Source organism: Gordonia sp. NPDC062954 (assembly GCF_044543825.1).
Taxonomy (GTDB): Bacteria; Actinomycetota; Actinomycetes; order Mycobacteriales; family Mycobacteriaceae; genus Gordonia; species Gordonia tangerina.
Genome location: NZ_JBITWL010000032.1, coordinates 1 through 22,617, shown reverse-complemented (window position 1 = coordinate 22,617; position 22,617 = coordinate 1). Strand labels below are relative to the sequence as shown.

Genomic DNA, 22,617 nt, shown 5'->3' with positions numbered 1-22,617 from the left:
CCCGGGGGAGGAACCGCGACCTACCGATGCGCCGATCGCCGATAGGGTGTGAGCATGGCAGGCCGCAGCATGCGTTTCGACCCGATCGCCGAGGCACGACAGAACTGGGCGGACGCCGGGTGGGGGGACGTGGCCGACGGGATGGTCGCGGTGACCTCGATCATGCGAGCGCATCAGATCCTGCTGGCGCGCGTAGAGGGAGCGCTGCGTCCGTACGATCTGAGTTTCTCGCGCTTCGAACTTCTTCGCCTGCTGGCCTTTTCACGACAGGGCGCGCTACCGATCACCAAGGCGAGTGATCGGCTGCAGGTGCACGTCACCAGCGTGACGCACGCGATCCGTCGGCTGGAAGAGGCGAAACTCGTCCGGCGCGTCCCCCACCCCACCGACGGACGCACCACCCTGGTGGAGATCACCGATCTCGGTCGTTCCACGGTGGAGGATGCCACCGCGACGCTCAACGTGGAAGTGTTCGGTGCGGTCGGGATGACCGACGACGAGATGGACTCGATGGTGAAAGCCATTCAGTCGCTGCGGCACAACGCGGGTGACTTCTGACGACAGGATCTGCTTTCGGTGTCCATCCGGATCACCGCTGAGCCTGCTCGGATGGATTATCCAGCCGACGGCGACGAGCGGTGATGCTCACGGACATTGATCCAGCGTCCGGGTCGCCGAGTGAGGATCGACGAGCGCAGCGAGGAGGCCCGGAGCGAGAGCGGGCCCGGCGCCATCGAAGCGTCCGGGTCGCCGAGTGAGGATCGACGAGCGCAGCGAGGAGGCCCGGAGCGAGAGCGGGCCCGGCGCCATCAAGACTAGTGCAGGGTCTTGATGATGGCGCTGAAGTCGAGGTCGCCGTGCTGTTCGGCGAACGACTTGTAGATCTGCGCGGCGTGGGTGCCGAGCGGGGCGCGGGAGCCGGTGCTGCCAATGGCGTCGAGCGCCAGGCCGAGGTCCTTGTTCATCAGCGCGGTGGCGAATCCGGGCTTGTAATCGTTGTTGGCCGGCGAGGTCGGGACCGGTCCGGGTACCGGGCAGTTGGTCTGCACGGCCCAGCAATTGCCGGTGGCGCCGGTGATGACGTCGTAGAGCGCCTGATCGGACAGGCCCAGTTTCTCCGCGAGCACGAATGCCTCGCCGACGGCGATCTGCTGCACGGCCAACACCATGTTGTTGCAGACCTTCGCCGCCTGCCCGGCACCGGCCGCACCGCAGTGGATCACCTTTCCGGCCATCGGTTCCAGCGTGGGTCGAGCCGCGCTGAACACCTCGTCCTCGCCACCGACCATGAAGGCCAGCGTGCCTGCGGTGGCACCCTTCACCCCGCCCGAGACCGGGGCGTCGAGCTGGGCGAACCCGTGCTCGGTGGCCTGCTCGTGGATGGCGCGGGCGTCGTCGACGGAGATCGTGGAGCTGTCGATGAACAGCGCACCGGTCTGGGTCGCGGGCAGGATCTCGGTGTAGAGGCTCTTCACGATGGCGCCGCTGGGCAACATGGTGATCACCGCCTCGGCCGCGGCCACCGCCTCCACGGCGGTCGGGAACGTGTCGACTCCGTTGCCCTGCGCCGCTTTCACCGCCTCGGGCACCGGATCGAATCCGTGCACGGTGTGACCGGCCTTCACGAGGTTCGCGGCCATCGGGCCGCCCATGTTGCCGAGGCCGAGGAAGGCGATCGTCGTCATTGTCGAATCTCCTGAGAGGTTGTGAGTTCAGTTGTCCCGGTAGCGCGTGGCGATCGATCGGCCGACCACCACACGCATGATTTCGTTGGTGCCTTCCAGTATCCGATGCACCCGCAGATCGCGGACGATCTTCTCCAGACCGTATTCGTTGAGATACCCGTAGCCGCCGTGGAGTTGCAGCGCCTGGTCGGCCACGGTGAAGCAGTTGTCGGTGACGAAGCGCTTGGCCATCGCACACTTCTCCACCTTGTCCGGTGCGTCGTTGTCGAGCGCCGAAGCGGCCTGCCACAGCATCAACCGCGACGCCTCCAACGACGTCGCCATGTCAGCGAGGGTGAACCGGATCGTCGGTTCGTCGATCAGCGCGCCGCCGAACGCCTTGCGCGAGGCCACGTAGCTCGCCGCACGGTCGAAGGCGGCTTGTGCCCCACCCAACGACGACGCGGCGATGTTGAGCCGCCCCCCGTTGAGTCCGTTCATGGCGATACCGAAGCCGATCCCCTCCTGCCCGCCGAGCAGGTTGGCGGCCGGCACCCGTACCTCGTCGAGGATGACCTGCGCGGTGGGCTGGGCATGCCAACCCATCTTGCGCTCCTGTGCGCCGAAACTCAGTCCGGGCGTGTCTTTTTCGACGATGAACGTGGAGATGCCACGAGGGCCGCTGTCGCCGGTGCGAGCCATCAGGACGTACACGTCGCTGGCGCCGGCGCCGGAGATGAACTGTTTGACGCCGGTGAGAACGTAGTCGTCACCGGAGCGCACCGCACGCGTCGCCAACGCGGCCGCATCCGATCCGGCGCCCGGTTCGGTGAGGCAGTAGCTGGCGACGGCCTCCATCGAGGCCATGCGCGGCACCCACTGTTCGCGCTGCTCGGCGGTGCCGTACTTGTCGACCATCCACGTGCACATGTTGTGGATGGACAGGAAGGCCGCGACCGCGGGGTCGGCGTAGGCCAGCTGCTCGAAGATGCGGACGCCGTCGAGGCGGCGCAGACCGCTGCCACCGACGTCCTCGGAACAGTAGATGGCGGCCATGCCGAGTTCGGCGGCCTCGCGGAGTTCGTCGACCGGAAAGTGGTGGCCCTCATCCCATTCCAGGGCGAAAGGCGCCAACTTCTTGGCCGCGAACCCGGCGGCGGTCTCGACGATGACGCGTTCGTCCGCGTCGAGACCGCTGTCGGTGATGATCGTCATGCGAAGGATGCTCTCTTACGTCGCGGGTACCGAGGGACTCAGTCCATCGTGGGGATGACGAACTCTGCGCCGTCCTTGATGCCCGACGGCCACCGGGAGGTGATGGTCTTGGTCTTGGTGTAGAACTGGATCGACGCCGGGCCGTGCTGGTTGAGGTCACCGAATCCGGAACGCTTCCAGCCGCCGAAGGTGTAGTAGGCCACCGGAACCGGGATCGGCACGTTCACGCCGACCATGCCGACGTTGACCCGCGCGGTGAAGTCGCGGGCGGCGTCGCCGTCCTGGGTGAAGATCGCGACACCGTTGCCGTACTGGTGATCCGAGGCGAGCGCGAGCGCCTCCTCGTAGTCGCCGGCCCGCACGATCTGCAGCACCGGCCCGAAGATCTCATCGGTGTAGGACGTCATGTCCTTGGTGACGTGGTCGAACAGGGTCGGTCCGATGAAGAAGCCATTCGAGATGTCCTCGTCGCCGTAGGACTGGTCGTCGCTGGTGCGTTCCCGGCCGTCGATGACGAGTTCGGCGCCTTCCTCGACGCCCTTGGCGATGTAGCCCTTCACCCGCTCGAGCGCCGCGGCGGTGACGAGCGGCCCGTAGTCGGCCTTGGGGTCGAGGCTGTGGCCCACCCGCAGTGCGTTGACCTTGTCGACGAGCTTGGCGCGCAAACGTTCTGCGGTCTGCTCTCCCACCGGCACGGCGACGCTGATGGCCATGCAGCGCTCGCCCGCGCTGCCGTAGCCGGCGCCGATCAGTGCGTCCGCCACCTGGTCGAGGTTGGCGTCGGGCATGATGATCATGTGGTTCTTGGCGCCGCCGAAGCACTGTGACCGCTTACCGTTGGCGGCGGCGGTCGAGTAGATGTACTGCGCGATGTCGGAGCTGCCGACGAAGCCGAATGCCTGGACGTCGGGGTTGTTCAGCAGGGCATCGACGGATTCCTTGTCACCGTGGACGACCTGGAAGACACCGTCGGGCAGTCCCGCCTGGGTGAAGTACTCGGCAAGCTTCACCGGCACCGAGGGATCCCGCTCACTGGGCTTGAGGATGAACGCGTTGCCGCAGGCCAGCGCGGGGCCGGCCTTCCAGAGCGGGATCATCGCGGGGAAGTTGAACGGCGTGATGCCGGCGACCACACCCAGGGGTTGCCGGACGGAGTGCACGTCAATGCCCGCGCCGGCGCCCTCGGTGAACTCGCCCTTCAGCAGGTGCGGGATACCGATGGCGAACTCGATGACCTCGATGCCGCGCTGGATGTCGCCCTTGGCGTCGGCGTGGGTCTTGCCGTGCTCCATCGACAGCAGGGTGGCGAGTTCGTCGGCGTTCTGGTTGACGATGTCGACGAAGCGCATCAACACCCGCGCCCGGCGCTGCGGATTCCACGCGGCCCACTCCCGCTGCGCCTCGACCGCGGTGGCCACCGCAGCGTCGACCTCGGCGGTGGTCGCCAGCGGCACCTTGGCGGCGACCTGCCCCGTACTGGGGTTGAACACGTCGGCGAAGCGGCCGTCGGTGGCCGGCACCGCGGCACCGTTGAGGTAATGCGGGATGGAACGGACGGCAGCGTCTGTAGTGGACACGAGGAGATCACCTGATTCGAGAGTCGGGGCAATGCCGGCAGGACCGGCTTCCGCATTAATAGTAGGACATCCAAGTATTTTCGCAACCCCCTCCCACCTGCGGGTTGTCCATTCCCAGATGGTTAGGGTAGCCTCACCTAGGCAGTCTGGCTTTGGAATTGTGTCTCCCGAAAGCGACATCGAAAGGGGTACCAGTCATGTCCGTCGTCATCCTCTACGGCACCGAGACCGGCAACTGCGAATTGGTTGCCGATGCCATCGCCGATGTGCTCGCCACCGAGCACGATCCGTCGATCTATGACATGAGCGAGTTCGCGGTCGAGGATCTCGACCCGGCCGATTTCCTGATCGCCGTCTGCTCCACCTATGGCGAAGGCGAGCTACCCACCGGCGCCGAGCCGTTCGCCGACGAGCTCGACGAGGTGAACCCCGACCTGACCGGCCTGCGATTCGCACTGTTCGGCCTCGGTGACACCGTCTACGGCGAGACCTTCAATCGCGGCGGTGAGATCATCGCCGGCATGCTCTCCTCCCGCGGCGCCACCCAGGTCGGCGAGCATGCGCGGCACGACAACTCGTCGGCGATCAAGCCGGCGAAACTGGCCGAGGAGTGGGCCCGGGGTATCAGCGGCCTGATCGACCCGGTGTCGGTCAGCTGAGGCTCGACCCGTCGGCCGGTGAGCGCGGTGCGCGATCTCCTCCGCGCGCACCGCGGCGAGCTTTGTCAGTTCCAGGACCGCACGCACCATCACGGCGAGCACCGCGCCCAGGAACAATGCCGTCGGGACGGAGACCTTGAGGTTCTCGCCGAGCAGCGCCACCCCGAGTGCCATGGACACCGCCAGTTCCATCACGGTCAGAGCGGGAAACGAGGTCTGTAGCTCACCGGCACCGAATGCGCGCTGCTGCATGATGATCGCCGCAACCCCGACGAGTGCGAAGAGATAGAGCTCCGGATACAGCAGAGCGCGGTCGAGGTCATGGATCAACCGCACGGCGACCGCCTTCACCAACAGCGCCGACACCCCGAACAGGCTGCCCGCCGCGATCCCGTAACACAGCGACTTGTAGTGCCGGTTGGATCGCTCGGCCACGATCACACAACACAGCACACCGACGATGACCGCCCCAACGGTCACCACCACCAACAGCTCGTCGGGCCGTCGTTCCGACGGCTCGGGTCGTGAGATGGCCAGGAACACGGTCACGCAGGCGACCAGCACCGCACCCCACGCCCACTCGATCCGCAACGGCCACCGATGGTCGGCCCAGGCCTCCATCGGCAGCGCGAACAGGATGGCGAGCACCACCAGCGGTTGCACCAGCAGGATGGACCCGAGGCCCAGCGCGGCGGCCTGTGCGCCGAATCCGGTCACCGCCACGACCGCACCCAACCACCAGCCGCGCGCAATCGCCCCGCTGGCATAGGAGGCCCGCTGACGCATCACGGTGCCACCCGCGATCAGAACGGCCGCCGTCACCGACAGCAGCGCGGGAACCCAGGTATGCACCCGGCCCACCTTAGCGATCGCGTCCCACGGTTCAACCATCCTGGAATTGCGCTGCTCACGGTGTGGATACCGCACCTTGTCGGCGCCGCGTCGTAAGTTGGGATCATGCGGTACCAGTCCGATCTCGAACGCCTGACAACCCTCGACGGCGACACCATCGTCGCGGTGTGCGCGTCGCCCGATGCCGTGGGCGGCCTGATCGACGATGCCGTCGACGAGTGCATCGAATACGACGAGCTCGCCGACGAGCACCTGGCGGCGGGCGCCGACGACGAGGCGGCCTACTTCCGTCAGGAGGCCGCCGCGTGGCGTGCCACGGTGACGCTGCTGCGCACCATCGCCCACGATGCCGGCGCCACCCGTGACGCCGCGACGCGCCGGACCGCGAACGGTGCCGCATGAGTCGAACGCTGGTGCTTTTGCGACACGGAAAGTCCGGATATCCGGCCGACGTCGGCGACCATGACCGGCCACTGGCCGAGCGCGGCCGGCGTGAGGCGGCTCTGGCCGGACGCTGGATGACCGACGAGGGCCTACGCATCGACGCAGTGATCTGCTCGACGGCCACCCGCACCCGGCAGACCCTGGACCGTACCGGCGTCGACGCTCCGGTGATCTACGTCGACGACGTCTACGGCGGGTCGCCGGACGAAGTACTCGAGGCCGTTCGGGTGCACGCACCCGCCGATGCGTCCACCGTGCTGGTGGTGGGCCACGAGCCGGGAATGCCGGCCACGGCACTGACCCTCGATGCCGACGGCTCCATCGAGCGCTTCCCCACATCCGCCTACGCCGTCGTCACCGTGGGTACCGACTGGGATCGCGTCGGCCTCGACGTCGACCCCGACGCCCGACTCGTCGGCGTGCGCATACCGCGCGAGTGACATCGCGCGTTTTGTAGTACCAAGCGACTCCACCGGGCTGTTTCGGTTTGATAGCCGGTGGGGTGGAAGTGAGGGCGGTGGCCGCGGAAGCGACCGCTGCCCTCTTTCCTAGGTGGTTGCCGGGGTGAGGTGTCCGGTGCCGATGGCCTTCATCAGGTTGTGAACCAGGCCGTGGAAGCTGAATTCCGCTGTGGCTCGATCGATTCCGCGTCCGGTAAATCGTTTGAATCCGAGGTTGTGCTTGGCGTGCCCGAATGGGGTCTCGGCGATATGGCTGCGTTTGCTGTAGAGCCGGTGGCCTTCCTCGGTGGCCAACCGGTGCGCCATCGCCGCCACCGGTGAGGCCCCGAGGGGAGGGTCGCCCTGGGTCGGGGCAGTTCGCGCAGCGTTGTGCACGTCGCGGCTTTTGCCGACAGCGATCAACCGATCAGGTCCTGGCATCGTGAGGTTGGCGTCGCTGAGATACCCGGCATCAGCAAGTACCACCCCGATCCCGCTGTGGCGGTGGTGCTCGGCGTCGATGAGTGCAGCGGCAGCGACGGCTTTACCGACCATGTCACCGAACGCGACGACATCGGCGTTGTTGTTGTTCACCCCGGTGGCGATGATCAGCCCGTCTTCGCTGGTCACGGCCTGGCAGTTGTATCCCTGCACCCACCCACCCCCACGCAACGGCATTAACCGGGACTGCGGGTCGGTGATATTTCGTCGAGGAGCCCCGGCATCGGCTGTGCGCGCCGCCTGTTGTTCGCGTCGGTTCCGGTCAGCGATCGCATGGTCCAGCCTGGCTCGGGCACGTCGTACGAACAAGTGATCGTCCACGGCCACCGGTTTGGGGCCCTTCTGCCCGGGCCGATAGCGATCGATCTTGGCTTGCTGGGTGGCTCGTGCTCGATGCCAACTCTCGGTCAGCGCCTCAACACGGGACGCGATCGGATAGCGGCCACCCTCTCCGCGGGCGACCCGACGGGTCTGTTCGGCGATCGCCTCAGCATCCTTGCCGACGGCAGGCAATTCGGCCAGTGCCGCGGCGATACGCGCTTGCCGCGACGACCGGTCGGTCAGTTCCGGTGGCAGCTGATCACCGCGATCACCCCCGTGTTCGTCGTCGTCGGCGGCATCAGTAGCTGAATGCTCGGCGCTCGCGCGTTCCGCTTCGGCTGCCAACGCCTTGCGCAGCCCGTCCTCGGTCCGATTCGCGCTGGTCGAGGCGTTCGAGGCTATCTTGACCCCATCAAGGGCCACGACCCCTAGCTGCCCCATCCCCACCCGGGCACACAATGTGAGGACCTGGGTGAACAGTTCCTCAACGACGTCGCTGCACTCGGCGCGAAACCGCGAGATCGTCACATGATCCGGTGCGTCACCGGCGCAGATGATCCGGTAGGCGACATCACGCTGACACAACCGTTCCAGCTGCCGTGAGGAACGTTGCCCTTGCGCCCAACCCCAGACCAGCAAGGTCAGCAACATGTCCGGGTCATACCCGGCCCGACCGACACCACCGGTCTTACGTTTCAAGTGCAAGTGTGAGGTATCCAGCGCAGCGACTGTTTCGATCACCAGCCACACCGGATCATCAGCTGCCAGCCACTCACGCATACTCGGCGGCATCAGGAACTGCTGATCACGCTGCACCGGACGATAACCCTTGGCCACCAACACATTATCGACCAGCAACCATTACCAACACCGCCGACAAGCCGAAATGCCAGCGGAAAATCCGCTGGCATTTCGAAACAGCCCGCCACACAACTGTTGGTACTACAGATTCGAGGACTCAGGCGCCGGTGAAGGGCGGCACCGCCACGCACGGCACCGGCGGCGCGTGGGTGGGGTCCAGGGCGCCGAGTACCAGCGCCGCGCTGCGTCGGTTCGAGGTGATCGAGGCGTGGTCGGAACGATCGATCGGGCAGCCGTCCTGCACGACGACGTTCCTGACGTCGGTGCCGGGCGGGCCGTCGAGAATCCCGTTGCTGTACGGGGTGACGATCTCGTCGTCGCGGGTCACGATGTTGGTGTAGGTGACGCCAGGCAGATAGGGAGTCGGTTGCCGCACTGCCTGATTGAACGACGTGTCGGCGGGTGGTGCGATGCACTCGGGGCATGCCGGACGCGCGGGCAGCCCGATGCCGAGCGCCCGGCGGAACGTGTCGATGGCATCGCCGCGACTGTCGTCGGAGTCGGGATCCTGTCGCCAGTACGGCGCCAACGACACATAGTGGGCGACCTTGTCGCGCCCCCCGAGGTATTTCATCCAATACGTGGGGATCTCGGTGCCCTGCGAATGACCGACGATGTCCACCTGACGAGCATCGGTCGCCGCCATCACGTGGTCGGCGAACGCCTTGACCTGCCAGGCGCTGTCGACCTTCGGCCCCAGTCCGCCGAGTGCCGAGGCCGGCCACGCCGTCGACAACGACCCGTAGGTGAGTGCGAACACGCAGTAGCCGGCGTTGTGCAGCACCGGCGCCAGCGTGGCCCAGTTGGTCTGCCGCCCGCCGCCGGTGCCGTGCACCAGGATCACCGGACGCGGATGGCTCCGCGACGGCCGGCAGCCGAAGTCGTTGGTGCCCGGCAGCGACCCGCCCGGGTGGGAGAGCTCGGCACCGATACCGGCGGTGAAGTCGTAGACGACCGGCAATGGGCGTGGAGTCGCTGCGGCCGGGGCGTGGGACACCGCAGCGATTCCCGCGGCCGCCATGACCGCCGTGCCGACGAGGACCATCACCGGCCACAGCCATACCCGCATCAGTCGTCCTCCTCCGGCATCACCAGATCGCACCGCACGCCGAGCAACCGCACGGGACGATCGAGTTCGAAGTTGCCGAGCAGTTCGCCGACGACCGGCGCGATGTCGTCGTAGCCGGTGGTGGGTGCGGCGAGCTTGCGCGACTTGGTCCGCGTGTAGAAGGTCGTGGTCCGCACCGTGACGGCCACCCGGAACACCACGCGCTCCTCGGCGAGGATCTCGGTCAACAGGTCGCGGGTCAGTTCCAGAGCTGCCGAGCGCATCTCGTCACGATCGGCGAGATCGGTGGGATAGGTGCGTGACTTGGAATGCGAGCGGGCGAGCCAGGGTTCCTCGGTGATCGTGGCGTCACCACCGCCCCGGCACAGCACGTAGAGCCAGTTGCCCTGATGGGGACCGAAGATCTCGATCAGCTGCTCGCGCGGGGTGGCGATCAGTTGCTCGATGGTCTCCACCTCGTGTGAGCCGAGCTTGGCGGCGGTTTTGGGCCCCACGCTCCACAGGTCGCGACAGGGCCGGTTGCCCATCAGGGCCAGCCAGTTCTGTTCGTCGAGCAGGTAGACCTTGTCGATGTCGAACGATGCGAGTGCCCTTGACGCCGGTTCCGGCTTCTTCGCGAAACCGGTGGCCATCTTGGCGCGTTGCTTGTTATCAGAGATCCCGATAGAGCACTGCAGGCCGGTGCGTTCGAACACGTCGGCCCGGATGCGCCGGGCCAGTTCGCCGATCGACCTGCGGTCGGCCACGGCCGGTCCGTCGATCGGCTCGACACCCAGATAGGCCTCGTCCCAGCCCCACACCTCGAGCGGATGGCCCGAGGCCCGCAGTACAGCCATGACGTCGGCGGAGGCCACATCGTAGGCGGGTACGTCGAGCGGCAGGTAGACCGCGTCCGGCATCTTGCGATGCGCTGCGCGCAAAGGCATCCCCGCTCGCACGCCGACCGCGCGCGCCTCGTAGGAGGCACATGTGACGACCTTGCGTGCCTCGGTCGGGTCCCCGTTGCCGCCCACGATCACCGGCACGCCCACGAGCTCCGGACTGCGCAGTCGCTCGACGGAGACCTGGAACTGATCGAGGTCCACATGGATCAGCCATCGATGACGTCGTGCTGCATCGACCACCCGTTCAGCCTACTGCGCCACCTGGGCTGCACACCCGGTTCGGCGACTGCGTCGGGTCGGGGCGACCGGTTGCCACGGCAGCACGATCGACCCGACCCGACCCCTCGAACGACGCCCTCCCCTGCGTCGACGTGTGCTGGTCGAGATCCGTCGGACGCGGCAGCACGCCCGTCCACCGAAATCGACCGATCCGCGGTCAGCAGAGCGCTCGACACGCTGCGCAGCGACGCCCCGTCGGTGCGTCCATCGCACTCTGACGGGACAAGTAAAACCCTCTGACATGCGCAGATGCCATCCTCAACCCACCTACCGGCAAGTAGCTTACCGCCGCGTAACCTACGCTAGGGTAAAGCCGCCTACTTGTAAAGTGGTTCGCGGCACACTGAGTGAACATTCGTGACCCGAACCACGATCACGAGAACATCGCAGGCCAGTTCGACGCTCGGCCCGCCAGGCGCAGCGCGGAGTGCGCCAGGCCGATCGCCCGGCAGCCCTCACCCAACGCATCCGGGTTGTAATCGAGCAGCGACGACGAGCGGGCATCAGCGCACCGTCGGTCGAATGGCGCCGACCATCGGGTATGGTCCGGATCGGCGAAAAAGGCACTCGCCTTGCTCAGATAGATCGGCAGCAATCCCGCGCACCGGCCGTCGAGCACCGGCACCGCCGCGCTCAGCACCGCACGCAGCAGCGCGCGGTCGTCGTGGAGTGGTCGCGGACGCAGATGCAGTGCACGCGAGGCGGTGTGACAGTTGGTCGGATCGGTCAACGAATACACCGCGACAAACGCAAACGCGACGCGCACGATCGCGAGCCCCTGCGGATCCGCCGCCCAACGCGACTGCCCGGCGATGACCTCGAGCGCCCGGACCGGAAGCGAAGCGGGGATTTCCCTCAGATCTTCTGCTCGACAATTGTTCTCGTCGATCTCGTCGGCGGCCATCTGCTTCAGGACGCCGATCCGGTAAGCATGCTTGCGCAGCATCGCCGACAGCGCGATCGACGCGTCAAAGCTCAGCGCGAACTCCTGCGGAGCATCGAGCAACGCATCGAGGCCGGGAATGACGATGAGCTCTTCGACCTCGACCGCCTCGAGCAACGCTGATGCCGGCGCACCGAGCCATCGACCCGGCCGCGGATACGTGTGGAAAGTGTGTCGGGCATGATCCCCCTCATCGGACGTGCAGATGCCTGCGTCATACCCAGCCCCGACACCAGGAGCATGACGACCCGAACGGCGGTCGACGCGCATAGTGGCGTCGACGTCGAACAATCTCAAACCGCTTGCCGGAGATGACGGAACCCGTCGACCACCGCCGACCGACCCCGCTACCGACCCCCTGCACACCGAACGCTACTGGCCAGTAGGTTCGATGCGTATCGCTACCGCAGGGTACGGACGGCCGACTGTCCAGAGTCAATTTCCCCTCAGGTGTAACGCATTTGACGCTCGGCGCCCACCCCGATCAGCACACGTCCGTCCTCAGATCACGCAGATATGGATACGTCTCGCGCGACTCCTCGAGGGTCAGGCGATCGAGGTCGACGACGAGCAGCTCCGGGTCGCGTCCGGCCTGCGCCAGTACCGCACTCGTCGGGCTCACCACCGTGCTGCGACCGCCGTAGACCAGATCGCCTTCTGCACCACAGTAATTGGCGTAGGCGAGGAAGACCTGGCTTTCCAGCGCGCGCGCCGGTAGCAACACTTCCTGCACAACGTCGTAGTCGATCATATTCGCAGTGGGCACGCAGATCAGGTCCGCTCCCCGCCGCGCGCAGGACCGGACCAACTCGGGGAACTCGACCTCGTAGCAGGTCAGCAGACCCACTCGCCACCCCGCCCACTCGACGACGGGCGGGCGTGACGAGCCCGGGGCCACCATGCGGCGATCGATGTCGCCGAAGAGCTGAGTCTTGTGATGGGTGGCGATCGCGGACCCGAGCCGATCGACGAGACGGATGGCATTGAACCGCCGACCGTCGGGGGCGCGCTCCACACAGCCGTACAGGATGGCGATGTCGTGGCTGCGCGCGATGTCGCGGACCCGTTGGGCCACTGGGCCGTCCGGGGCATCGGCGAGCCGATCGGCCGCATCGGGATCGATGGCGTAGCCGGTCACCACCATCTCCGGGGCGATCAACAGCTGCGCTCCGCGCGCCGTCGACACAGCCGCCGTCGCATCGAGGCGGGTCAGGTTGGCTTCGACCTGAAGCGGCCGGGCTTCGCACTGCCACAGCGCTATTCGTACATCGATGTCGGCCACGTCGCTCACCCGCCGATGTCGATCGGCCCGAGTTCGGCGTAGCGGTCGCCCGGGCCGGGATTGTCGGGATGGCTGCGGCCACCGAAATGATTCAGCACGCCCCAGACCGCGTTGAGCGCGGTCTGCACCGCCCCCTCGACCCAGGCCGGCATGAACGAGACGTCGTCGCCGGCGATGAAGATGCCACGCTCGGCCTCGGGCAGGCGTTCCTGGCCGTAGAAGTGTCCGTACATGCGGGTGTTGTAGCGGTAATGCCCGGGCAATGCTCCCTTGAAAGCGCCCAGGAAATGCGGTTCGTTCTCCCAGGACACGGTGATCGGTCGCCCGACGATGTGCTCGGCGATGTCCACGTCGGGGTAGATCTTGCGCAGGGCATCGAGCATCAACGACACCCGCTTCTCCACCGGATGTGGCAGCACTTTGAGTGCGTCGCTCATCCAGCTATAGCTCAGGCAGATCACCCCAGGACGGTCGGGGCCGTTGTCGAACAGGTAGGTACCCCGGGTCAACCGGTCGGTCAGCGTCATGCTCAGCACATCGCGGCCGGTCGCCGGGACGCGTTCAGTCCAGAACGGTCGGTCCACCATCACGAAGGTCTTCGACGACTGCATGTAGCGCGTCCGATCCAGGGCCATCCACAGGTCCTGGCTGAACAGGCTTTCATCGCAGTCGATCTCGGTGGACAGCAACCACGCCTGACAGGTCGCCACGACGGCCGGGAACTCACGGGCGTCGCCCCAGCGGTCGACGACCTCGATCCGGCCCGGCGCGACTCGGCGGATCGCGGCCGCACCTGCCCGCGGCACTCCGCTGTGCAGCGACGACAGACTCGTCCCGACCGGCCAGTACCGGATGCGGGCCGGACTGTCCGACCAGAGCCGCCGGGGCACCTGCTCGACCCCGCCCACGATCAGGTGCTGCTCGGTGTCACAGTTGGTGACCACCACGCGCAGGATCTCCAGCATCGAATTGGCGAAGTCGGAATCCCATCCGCCGGTGCCGAATCCGACCTGCCCGAACAGCTCGCGATGCCGGAAGGTCAGCGACCCGAATTCGTCGGAGGTGGCCAGGAAGTCGTAGAAGCTGCGGTCATCCCAATCCACCACCAACCGGTTCCACAGGTCCTTGAGCCGACCGGTGTCGCGGTTGCGGATGGCATCCTGCAGCGCTGAGAACCCGGCAACGCGTTCGAGTGCGCTGTCCCAGGCCTTTTCGATCTCGGTGTAGATGGGCGGAAGATCGGCGAGGGTGCGGGCATAGAGCGTCTCGCCACCAAGGTCGATGACCGTGGAGCCGGCCGCCGGCGTCAACGGATTCGGGAACGGCCGCGACCGCAGACCGAAGGTGTCGACGTAGTGGAAGAACGTCGACGACGAGATCGGGAACCTCATGCCGCCGAGTTCGGCGACTTCCGGCTCACCGGGCACGAAGTGCTCGCTGCGCAGGCGACCACCGATGCGTTCGGGTTCGTAGACCACCGGGCGCAGGCCGATCTTCATCAGCTCGTAGGCGGCCACCATCCCCGCCATCCCGGCGCCGATCACGGCGACCTCCGAGCCGAGCGCGTCGGCGGGCACCGACCCGATCCCGGCCGGATGCGTGATCCAGTCGTCGTAGGCGAACGGGAAATCCGGACCGTAGATGGTCACCGGCCGATCGGGGTGCACAACGCTCAAGGATATTGCGTGGGCGCGGCATGCGTCGGACACCGCCGAAAAGACGCGCCGAAGGGGAATCTTCTCGGCTCGCGCATCGAGGACCGAATATGTCCTCGATGCCGGTCACACTGAACTCACCCACATTCACTGACCACACACGAGAGGCATCGTCATGGACTGGACACTCGAAGTCGCGTTTCTCCCCGTCACCGACGTCGACCGCGCCAAGGACTTCTACACCCGGATCGGATTCCATCCCGACCACGACCAGTCGCCCAGCGACGACATCCGATTCGTGCAGATGACCCCGCCCGGATCCGCCTGTTCCATCGCCTTCGGCAAGGGCATCGTCGAAGACCCCGGACCCAACGTGGGCCAGTTGATGCTGTGCGTGTCCGATATCAACGCGGCACGTACCCAACTCCTGGACGCAGGGGTCGACGCCAGCGAAGTCGATGTGCAGCCGTGGGGACACTTCGTCTACTTCGACGACCCGGACGGAAACCACTGGAACGTGCAGTACCTGCCGTATCGCTACGAGAGTTGACCGCCGGCACGCGCGTCCGCCGTTTCCCGTGCGGCGGACGCGCGCGGGCACGACACTGAGAGGTATGCAATCGGGCGCACCGGGCGGCACAAAGGGTACCGATCCGACCGTTCTCCTCGGCACGATCGTCAACCCCGCAGGTCTGATCCTCGCCAAAACCGTGCCACAGGTCCGGGTGCCGGCGTTTGCCTCCCCCGGGCTCGGTGCCAGTCCGACCTGGCACGCGTTCGCCGCCGATCAGGTCGGTATCGCGTTCACCGATGCCATCGGCGTCGTCGGCGATCAGCGCATCCGTGTCGACCTCGAAGCGATGCACACTCTCGATGCGACCCTGGTGTGGGCGCCCGGCGAGTTCTTCGACCAAGCCGGCGCTCCGGTGCCGCAGTGTGCGCGCGGAACATTGCGCCGGGTCGTCGACAGCCTGGGCCGCACCGGTCTGCGCGCGATGGTGGGGCATGAACTCGAGTTCATGCTGACCGGCCCGGACGGACAGCAACTGCCGGCACACCTGTGGGCCCAGTACGGCGCGGCCGGTGTCCTGGAACACGAACAGTTCGTCCGTGAGGTGTTGGCGGACTGTCATGCGGCGGGCCTCGGCGTCGAGCAATTTCATCCCGAGTACGGCCGCTCGCAGTTCGAACTGTCCATCGAACCCCGCGACCCGGTTGCCGCCGCCGATCAGGTGGTGTTGGCGCGGATCGTTCTCGGTCGCGTCGCCCGACGGCACGGATTGCGCGTCAGCTTCTCACCCAAGCCGTTTGCCGACGGCGTTGGATGCGGAGCACATCAACACATCTCGCTGATGCAGGACGATCAACCGCTGTTCTCCGGCGGGCCCGGGCCAACCGGGCTGAGGGCGCTGGGCGCGAACGCGATCGCCGGGCTCGTCGACGCAATGGTCGACTTGCAGGGCGTATTGAGCGGCTCGGTCGTCTCGGGGCTGCGGATGCTGCCCGGACAATGGGCCGGCGCGTTCGCGTGCTGGGGCGTGGAGAACCGCGAAGCTGCGGTCCGCCTCATCCGTTCCGGTCCGGCCACCCCGCGCGGCGCGAACGTCGAGGTCAAAGCCATCGACCCGTCTGCCAACGTGTACTTCGCGACCGCAGCGATCCTCGGTGCGGCGGCTCTCGGCATCGCACTGGAGATGCCGTTGCCACCGGAGGTCACCGTGGACCCGGCCACGCTGACCGACCAGCAGCGCGCCGAAGCCGACATCGCACCGCTGTCCGCGGATCAACGCGCGATCGTCGACACCTTGGATGCTTCGACAACGGTGCGGGCGATTCTCGGCGACCCGGCGGTCGATGCCCTGGTCGCCGTGCGCGGCTATGAGGTGGACAACTTCCCCGACCACACGGCCGACACTCTGACCGAGCGGTTCCGCCTCGCCTGGAGCGTGTGACCCGATGGCGTCGCCGGGGCCGATCGCCGAACACGTCGCGACGATGCCGCTCATCGATCACCATGTGCACGGCTGCTGGATCGACAGCGTCGACCGCACCCGCTTCGAGAATGCCTTGAATGAGGCGAACACCGAGCCGGTGTCCGCCGACGATGCGCCCTTCGATACGCAGATAGGGTTCGCGCTGCGCCGCTGGTGTGCGCCGATTCTCGGCTTGCCGGTGCACGCACCGGCGGACGTCTACTGGGCTCGGCGCGCAGAGTCGGCGGAGGTCGACGTCGCACATCGGTTCTTGCGTGCCGCCGGTGTGTCCGACTGGGTCGTCGACACCGGGCTGCCGGGCGTGGCAGATGTCGACCTGCTGGCCCGGTGGTCGGGGTCTGCCGCGCACGAGGTGCTCCGGCTCGAATCGATCGCCGAGGATGCGGTCACGCGCGGCGGCAGTTACGCGGATGCCTTCGACGAGATCCTCGCCGAACGAGCCCGAGATGCGGTGGGCACCAAGTCGATCATCGCCTATCGCGGCGGGTTCGACGGGGATCTCACCGACCCGGCGCCGGCGCAGGTCGAGGACGCCGCCCGACGCTGGCGCGAGGTCGGCGGCACCCGACTCACCGATCGCACGCTGCTGCGTTTCGGACTGCATCGCGGGCTACGGCTGGGCAAGCCACTGCAGTTGCACGTGGGACTCGGTGATCGCGATGCCGACCTGCACCGCACCAATCCCCTACTGCTTCTCGACTTTCTGCGCACCAGCGGCACCACGCCGGTCATGCTGCTGCACTGCTATCCGTTCGAACGCGAAGCCGGATATCTGGCCCAGGCGTTCAGCAACGTCTACGTCGACGTCGGGCTCGCGGTGAACCATCTCGGCGCCCGCGCCCCCGAACTGATCGCACGTTCGCTCGAGTTGGCACCCTTCCGCAAGGTGCTCTACTCGTCGGATGCGTACGGTCCGGCCGAGCTCCACTACCTGGGCGCGCAGCTGTGGCGGCATGGCCTGGCGAAGGTCCTGCAACGATTCGTCGACTCCGACGCGTGGGCACTCGACGACGCGCTACGGGTGGCCGAGCTGATCGGGTCCGGGAATGCGCGGCGGGTGTACGGGCTCACTGGCGATGTGCGATTGACCGCATCAGCCCGCTGACCGACCCCTTCGCCATACTGTCTGCTGTGCATGCAGTGAATCTGGCGGCCGTCGGCCCGATTGAATTTGCCGTGCCGGTGTGGGCAACAGCGATAGCGCTGGTCGTGGTACTGATCATCGCCTGGGCGTTCGGCGGCGTGGCCCGCTGGACCCTTCGCGATCGGGCGAAGATGAACGTGACGACCTCCATCGTCTTGTCGATCGTCGGTACCGCCATCGGACTGTTGATCGCCGGCGCGCTGGACTCGAACCTGAAGCTGTGGAGCGGGCTGACCGTGATCCTCGGGCTGGTGGGGTCCATCGCCGCCGTGTTCACCTACACCGCGGTGATCGCACGGGTTCATCCGCCGCGCGCCACTCTGACCGAACTGATGGCCGCAGGCGAGTCCGATCGGCTGGAGTTCAAATCGACCGCGCGGGTCAACATGCACACCGGCGAGAAGGACGCCCGCATGGAGCATGTGATCGTCAAGACGGTGTCGGGGTTTCTCAACTCCGGCGGGGGCACCCTGCTGATCGGTGTCGACGACGACGGCCGGCCACTGGGCCTCGACCGCGACTACGCGACGATGAAGGTGCCCGACGCCGACCGCTTCGAGTTGTGGCTGCGAGACCTGTTCTCGACGTCGTTCGGGCAGAACGCGGCCGCGGCCATCGGGGTCACGATCGAGGACGTTGCAGCCGACGACGGTCAACGACCGGTGTGCCGGATCATCTGCTCGCCGTCGACGAGACCGGTGTATCTGCGGCCCGGCAAGAAGGCCGATCCCGAGTTCTGGGTGCGCAGCGGCAATTCCACTCGCCAACTCACCATCGACGAGGCTGCCGAATACATCATGAGTCGTTGGCCGCTGGGTGCCGGGTCGGCGATCGCGGCGCAGGTTCGGGCGGCGGTGCGGTTCTCGATCGACCGCTGAGCCTGCCCTGTTCTGTGGATTCGTAGTATGAAGCGGCACGTCGAGCCGCTTCATACTACGAAATCGGTTGCGGCTCTTCGGTCGCATGCGAATTGGTGAGAGTCAGCGCGCCGAATCCGGCGATCAGACCGACGACCACAGCCAGCACCGCGTAGGTGATCCGCTCACCGTGGAAGAACGATGTCACCAGATCGGTGCTCCACACCCCTGCGGGCAACGTCGCCGTCACCAGCACCGCGATCAAGGTGCCGACGACTGCGGTGCCGATGCTGGTCCCCACCTCCTGGGCAGTGTCGTTGAGGGCGGCGCCGATCGAGGTGCGGTTCTCCGGCATCGCATCGACCAGAGCCACCGCACAGATGGTCATCACCGTGCGCAGCCCGATGGTCAGCGTCACCATGAAGACGGCGATCGCGAGGTACCCGTGGTCGACGCCCCAGGCGAGACCGGCCAGTGAACCGCCCAGCAGCACCGCACCGACCAGACACGCGATCCGATGCCCGAACCGCTTGGCCAACCCCTCGGAGATCGGCGTCGCAGCGATCATCGTGATGATCATCGGTAGGTTCGCCAGGCCGGCCTTCATCGGGCTCCACCCGTAGGCGTACTGGAAGTGCAGGATGAGACCGAACATCACGCCGGCCATGGCGATCGAGGTGCCGATCTGAGCGATGGCAGCGCCACGCACGGTGCCCGAGGTGAACACGCCGAGATCCAGCATCGGTTGGGCCGTGCGGCGCTCGTGCCAGACAAAGGTTGCCAGGGCGAGCACCGCGCCCAGCCCACACCCGATTGTGATGAGCGAGGCCCATCCGTGTTCCACGCCGCTGGTCAGCATGTAGCAGGCGAGGCCGATGGTGGCGATGCTCAACACGGCCCCGGGCAGGTCGAGCCGGTCGTCGGTGAGGTCCTCGGGACGATCGGCCGGCACACCGAGGCGCACCCCGATCCACGCGATCAGTGCGATCGGCGCGTTCACCACCAGCAGCCACTCCCAGCTGAGGTGGACCAATGCGGTGCCGCCCAGCAGCGGCCCGAGGATGAAGCCGCTCATGCCGACGATGATCATCAGCGTCATCGCACGCATCCTCAGTCTGTCGCTCTCGAAGAGCCGGAATACCAGCGAGTTGGTGATCGGCGCCATCGCGGCCGCCGCAACACCGAGCGCAGCGCGCAGCGCGATCAGCTCACCGGCGGAATGGACGAGGACGACGCCGAGACTGATCAGGCCGAAAGCGAATAGGCCGACAAGCAGCACGCGTCGTCGGCCGAGGCGATCGGCGGCGGAGCCCGCGGTGAGCAACAGTCCGCCGAACGTCAGCGAATAGGCGGCGGTCACCCACTGCAATGCAGTGGTTCCACTGCCGAGATCACGGCCGATCGTCGGCAGGGCGATGGTGAGCAGGGTGTTGTCGACCATCTCCACGAAGAAGGCCAAGCACAGCGCCGCGAGCGGAATCCACGCGGCGCTCAGTGACCCATAGGTGCGGGTCGGGGAAGTTTGGGTAGCGGCGGTCATCGCAGCACCTCCTTTCGTCGAACGTTGTTCGGTTCTCGAACATAGTTCGATACTAGAACGGCGTTCGATCCGTGACAAGACAGCGAGAGGCAATGTGATGGGATAGACGAATGGCACCTGGAGCGCGTGGGACCCGGCGTCGCGTCACGCATTCACTCGAGGCCGTCGTCGAGACGGCGGTGGCACTGCTCGACGAGGCCGGCGAACCGGCCCTCACCTTCCGAGCGCTGGCCGCGCGTCTGGGCGGCGGGGTCGGCAGCATTTACTGGTATGTGTCCAACAAGGACGAATTGCTCGACCGCGCGACTGACCATGTGGTTGCCGGAATGCTGTCGGACACCGAGGATCTCGCCGCCGACGGGGACCCGATCGACAACACCCGGGGTATCGCGGTGGCCGTCTTCACGGCTATCGAGAAGCGGCCCTGGCTGGCCGCATACTTCATGCGCAACACGACCATTCAGTCCAACGCGCTACTGCTCTACGAACGCATCGGCGAACAGGTGATGCGATTGGGCCTTCCGCCCCGGGAGTGTTTTCACGCGGTATCGGCGATTCTCGGTTATGTCATCGGCGTGGCCGCCGACCTCGGACAGGACCCACCGCAGGAGGTCCTCGACGGCACGGTCGCCGCGGAGACCTATCTACACGGCGTCGCCGACAATTGGCGCGCACTCGACCCGGAGCGCTTCCCGTTCATGCACTACATCGTCGACGAGTTCGACGGTCACCGCGACATCGATCAGTTCCGAGCCGGACTGGAGCTGTTGCTGGAGGGGCTCCGGCTACAAGCCGAGGGGTAGGGCCGAGTTCCGGCCGCAGTCGCCGGAGGCCGTTGGCGATGAGGGTTGCGTGATCTCGATACGCCCTCGGCTAGCGCCTCGGACTACTCCGTGGATCGAGTAGCCGCGAACGTAGTGAGTGGCGTATCGAGATCGATCGGCGGGTGAATCGAGTAGGAGGGCCGGGTTTCCCGGCCCTCCTCTCACACCACCGTACGTGCGGACCTCGCATACGGCGGTTCGCTGAGTCAGTGAAACCTGGCCCAGGCAGAGTGAAAGAAGATCAGGCCCAAGCCCTCCCAGTACTTCGTCGGGAGAGCCCGGTGCAGGATGGGCGACTTCGCGATCCGCCAGTAGCCACGACTAGTCATGCCCCACTGCCAGGCCAGATCAGCCCGAATCCCGAGGTCACGCAGATTCGCGACCCGTGTACGGCCACGTTTCCATTCCTTCCACCGGATTTGGCGCAGCCTGCGGCGATACCATTCATCGAGGTCGGAGAGCTTGCGTGGCGTGTCCGCCAAGCGGAAATACCCCATCCAACCCCGCACATACTGGTTGAGCCGCATGATGCGATACGACATCGACACACTCCACCGCCGAGACGTCAACACCCGGAGACGGGCCCTGGCCCGCGACCACGCCTTCGGCGCCACCCTGATCTTGACTCCCGCCGTGGTGAAGAAGAACCCGAACCCCAGCAACACAGCTGTCGTTGCCGGAGCGATCGAGGACTTGTCTTTGTTCACCCTCAACTTCATCCGCCGCTCTAGGAACACGGTGCTCGTCTCGAGCACCCGTTCAGCGGCCCGCTTGGATTTCACGAAGACACGGATATCGTCGGCATACCGGACAAACCGATGCCCACGCGCCCACATCTCCTGATCGAAATCGTCGAGCATGATGTTGGACAACAACGGCGACAACGGCGACCCCTGCGGGGTTCCCTCCGCCGTCGGCTGTCGCACCCCATCGACCATGATCCCCGCCTCAAGATAGGCGCGGATCAGCTTCAGCAGCCGCTTGTCCTTCACTTTCCGCGCAACCCGGGACATGAGGATGTCGTGGTTGACCCGATCAAAGAACGCATCGAGATCGACCTCGACCACCCACCGATACCCCTGCTCGATCACCGTACGGGCGACCTTGACCGCAGAGTGGGCGCTCTTGCCCGGCCGGAACCCATAAGAGACCGGCACGAACCCCGGATCAAAGATCGGGGTCAATACTTGCGCGATAGCCTGCTGGATCAGCCGATCCAGCACCGTAGGCACCCCCAATTTCCGTTGCCCACCATCAGGTTTGGGAATCAACACCTGACGCACCGGCGACGGACGATACGTGCCCGCATCCAACGCCACCGTGACCTCACCCCAATGCTCCCGACACCACCCACGCAACTGCTCCGTGGTCATGCCATCCACACCGGGCGCGCCCCGATTACGTTCGACACGTTTCACCGCAACACCCAGGTTCTGTGGGCTAAACACCTGCTCCCACAGCCCCTGGCCATCCCTGACATCGTTCCCAGCACCCGCCGAACGACCACTACGCACAGCCTGTCATTTGCCACCGTGAAGGGACCACCCTGGGCTGATTGTTTGCCATGGGGATGGGACCACCTGGATTGCCAGTTATGGGACCACCGGCGCGT

Annotated in this window: 20 protein-coding genes and 1 pseudogene; 9 read left to right on the top strand and 12 right to left on the bottom strand. The window is 66.2% G+C overall.

Annotation, left to right across the window (positions count from 1 at the left end; all coding sequences use genetic code 11):
* Positions 1-54 precede the first annotated feature (54 nt).
* Positions 55-558 (top strand): MarR family transcriptional regulator, encoded by a 504-nt coding sequence (locus tag ACIGKQ_RS22610; RefSeq protein WP_235723491.1) that lies wholly within the window; start codon positions 55-57, stop codon positions 556-558.
* 257 nt (positions 559-815) lie between these two features.
* Here ACIGKQ_RS22610 and mmsB read toward each other — a convergent pair whose 3' ends face one another.
* From mmsB to ACIGKQ_RS22595, 3 genes are read right to left on the bottom strand one after another with little or no spacing between them, the layout of a single operon-like run.
* Positions 816-1,685, bottom strand: coding sequence for a 3-hydroxyisobutyrate dehydrogenase (gene mmsB / locus ACIGKQ_RS22605; RefSeq protein ID WP_396575021.1), 870 nt, complete (start codon positions 1,683-1,685; stop codon positions 816-818).
* 27 nt (positions 1,686-1,712) lie between these two features.
* The gene (locus ACIGKQ_RS22600; RefSeq protein WP_160900524.1) at positions 1,713-2,879 is read right to left on the bottom strand and encodes an acyl-CoA dehydrogenase family protein; all 1,167 of its coding nucleotides are present in this window, start codon (positions 2,877-2,879) and stop codon (positions 1,713-1,715) included.
* A gap of 38 nt (positions 2,880-2,917) precedes the next feature.
* Positions 2,918-4,456, bottom strand: a complete 1,539-nt coding sequence (locus tag ACIGKQ_RS22595) for a CoA-acylating methylmalonate-semialdehyde dehydrogenase (protein ID WP_396575020.1) — start codon at positions 4,454-4,456, stop codon at positions 2,918-2,920.
* A 197-nt stretch (positions 4,457-4,653) separates the two neighbouring features.
* Between ACIGKQ_RS22595 and ACIGKQ_RS22590 the strand changes: the two genes are divergently transcribed.
* A complete protein-coding gene (locus ACIGKQ_RS22590; protein WP_396575019.1) occupies positions 4,654-5,115 on the top strand; it encodes a flavodoxin family protein in 462 nt (153 codons plus the stop codon).
* Positions 5,116-5,151: 36 nt separating this feature from the next.
* On the opposite strand, the pseudogene ACIGKQ_RS22585 reads toward ACIGKQ_RS22590, so the two are convergent.
* Positions 5,152-5,967: pseudogene (locus ACIGKQ_RS22585) on the bottom strand (DMT family transporter); the annotation flags it as partial.
* A gap of 105 nt (positions 5,968-6,072) precedes the next feature.
* On the opposite strand from ACIGKQ_RS22585, the gene ACIGKQ_RS22580 reads away from it, so the two are divergent.
* Positions 6,073-6,369 carry a hypothetical protein gene (locus ACIGKQ_RS22580; RefSeq protein ID WP_396575018.1) on the top strand — a complete coding sequence of 99 codons (297 nt, stop codon included), beginning with the start codon at positions 6,073-6,075 and terminating at the stop codon, positions 6,367-6,369.
* On the top strand, positions 6,366-6,851 hold the full coding sequence (locus ACIGKQ_RS22575; protein ID WP_396575017.1) for a SixA phosphatase family protein: 486 nt from the start codon (positions 6,366-6,368) through the stop codon (positions 6,849-6,851). Before ACIGKQ_RS22580 ends, ACIGKQ_RS22575 begins: the two co-directional genes overlap by 4 nt.
* A 108-nt stretch (positions 6,852-6,959) precedes the next feature.
* On the opposite strand, the gene ACIGKQ_RS22570 is transcribed toward ACIGKQ_RS22575, so the two are convergent.
* From ACIGKQ_RS22570 to ACIGKQ_RS22545, 6 genes are all read right to left on the bottom strand, one after another.
* The gene (locus ACIGKQ_RS22570; RefSeq protein WP_396575028.1) at positions 6,960-8,465 is read right to left on the bottom strand and encodes a transposase; all 1,506 of its coding nucleotides are present in this window, start codon (positions 8,463-8,465) and stop codon (positions 6,960-6,962) included.
* 166 nt (positions 8,466-8,631) lie between these two features.
* Positions 8,632-9,555 carry an esterase/lipase family protein gene (locus ACIGKQ_RS22565; protein ID WP_396575027.1) on the bottom strand — a complete coding sequence of 308 codons (924 nt, stop codon included), beginning with the start codon at positions 9,553-9,555 and terminating at the stop codon, positions 8,632-8,634.
* Between the two features lie 47 nt (positions 9,556-9,602).
* Entirely contained in the window at positions 9,603-10,727 is a 1,125-nt protein-coding gene (locus ACIGKQ_RS22560) for a DNA polymerase IV (protein ID WP_396575016.1), read from the bottom strand.
* Positions 10,728-11,139: 412 nt separating this feature from the next.
* Positions 11,140-11,826, bottom strand: a complete 687-nt coding sequence (locus tag ACIGKQ_RS22555; RefSeq protein ID WP_396575015.1) for a hypothetical protein — start codon at positions 11,824-11,826, stop codon at positions 11,140-11,142.
* A gap of 367 nt (positions 11,827-12,193) precedes the next feature.
* Entirely contained in the window at positions 12,194-12,991 is a 798-nt protein-coding gene (locus ACIGKQ_RS22550; RefSeq protein WP_396575014.1) for a carbon-nitrogen hydrolase family protein, read from the bottom strand.
* 5 nt (positions 12,992-12,996) lie between these two features.
* A complete protein-coding gene (locus tag ACIGKQ_RS22545) occupies positions 12,997-14,658 on the bottom strand; it encodes a flavin monoamine oxidase family protein (protein ID WP_396575026.1) in 1,662 nt (553 codons plus the stop codon).
* 163 nt (positions 14,659-14,821) lie between these two features.
* On the opposite strand from ACIGKQ_RS22545, the gene ACIGKQ_RS22540 reads away from it, so the two are divergent.
* The 4 genes from ACIGKQ_RS22540 (at position 14,822) to ACIGKQ_RS22525 (ending at position 18,662) form a co-directional block, all read left to right on the top strand.
* Positions 14,822-15,196, top strand: coding sequence for a VOC family protein (locus tag ACIGKQ_RS22540; protein WP_235723481.1), 375 nt, complete (start codon positions 14,822-14,824; stop codon positions 15,194-15,196).
* A gap of 64 nt (positions 15,197-15,260) precedes the next feature.
* Positions 15,261-16,598: a glutamine synthetase gene (locus ACIGKQ_RS22535; protein WP_396575013.1), complete on the top strand. Its 1,338-nt coding sequence runs from the start codon at positions 15,261-15,263 to the stop codon at positions 16,596-16,598.
* 4 nt (positions 16,599-16,602) lie between these two features.
* A complete protein-coding gene (locus ACIGKQ_RS22530) occupies positions 16,603-17,745 on the top strand; it encodes an amidohydrolase family protein (RefSeq protein ID WP_396575012.1) in 1,143 nt (380 codons plus the stop codon).
* A 26-nt stretch (positions 17,746-17,771) separates the two neighbouring features.
* Positions 17,772-18,662, top strand: coding sequence for an ATP-binding protein (locus ACIGKQ_RS22525; RefSeq protein ID WP_266061670.1), 891 nt, complete (start codon positions 17,772-17,774; stop codon positions 18,660-18,662).
* 55 nt (positions 18,663-18,717) lie between these two features.
* On the opposite strand, the gene ACIGKQ_RS22520 is transcribed toward ACIGKQ_RS22525, so the two are convergent.
* Complete coding sequence (locus tag ACIGKQ_RS22520) at positions 18,718-20,181, bottom strand: MFS transporter (protein WP_266061671.1); 1,464 nt, start codon at positions 20,179-20,181, stop codon at positions 18,718-18,720.
* A 110-nt stretch (positions 20,182-20,291) separates the two neighbouring features.
* Between ACIGKQ_RS22520 and ACIGKQ_RS22515 the strand changes: the two genes are divergently transcribed.
* Positions 20,292-20,984 (top strand): TetR/AcrR family transcriptional regulator, encoded by a 693-nt coding sequence (locus ACIGKQ_RS22515; protein ID WP_235723476.1) that lies wholly within the window; start codon positions 20,292-20,294, stop codon positions 20,982-20,984.
* Between the two features lie 227 nt (positions 20,985-21,211).
* Here the strand turns inward: ACIGKQ_RS22515 and ltrA are convergent, their stop codons facing one another.
* Positions 21,212-22,519, bottom strand: coding sequence for a group II intron reverse transcriptase/maturase (gene ltrA, locus ACIGKQ_RS22510; protein WP_396575011.1), 1,308 nt, complete (start codon positions 22,517-22,519; stop codon positions 21,212-21,214).
* Positions 22,520-22,617: the final 98 nt, after the last annotated feature.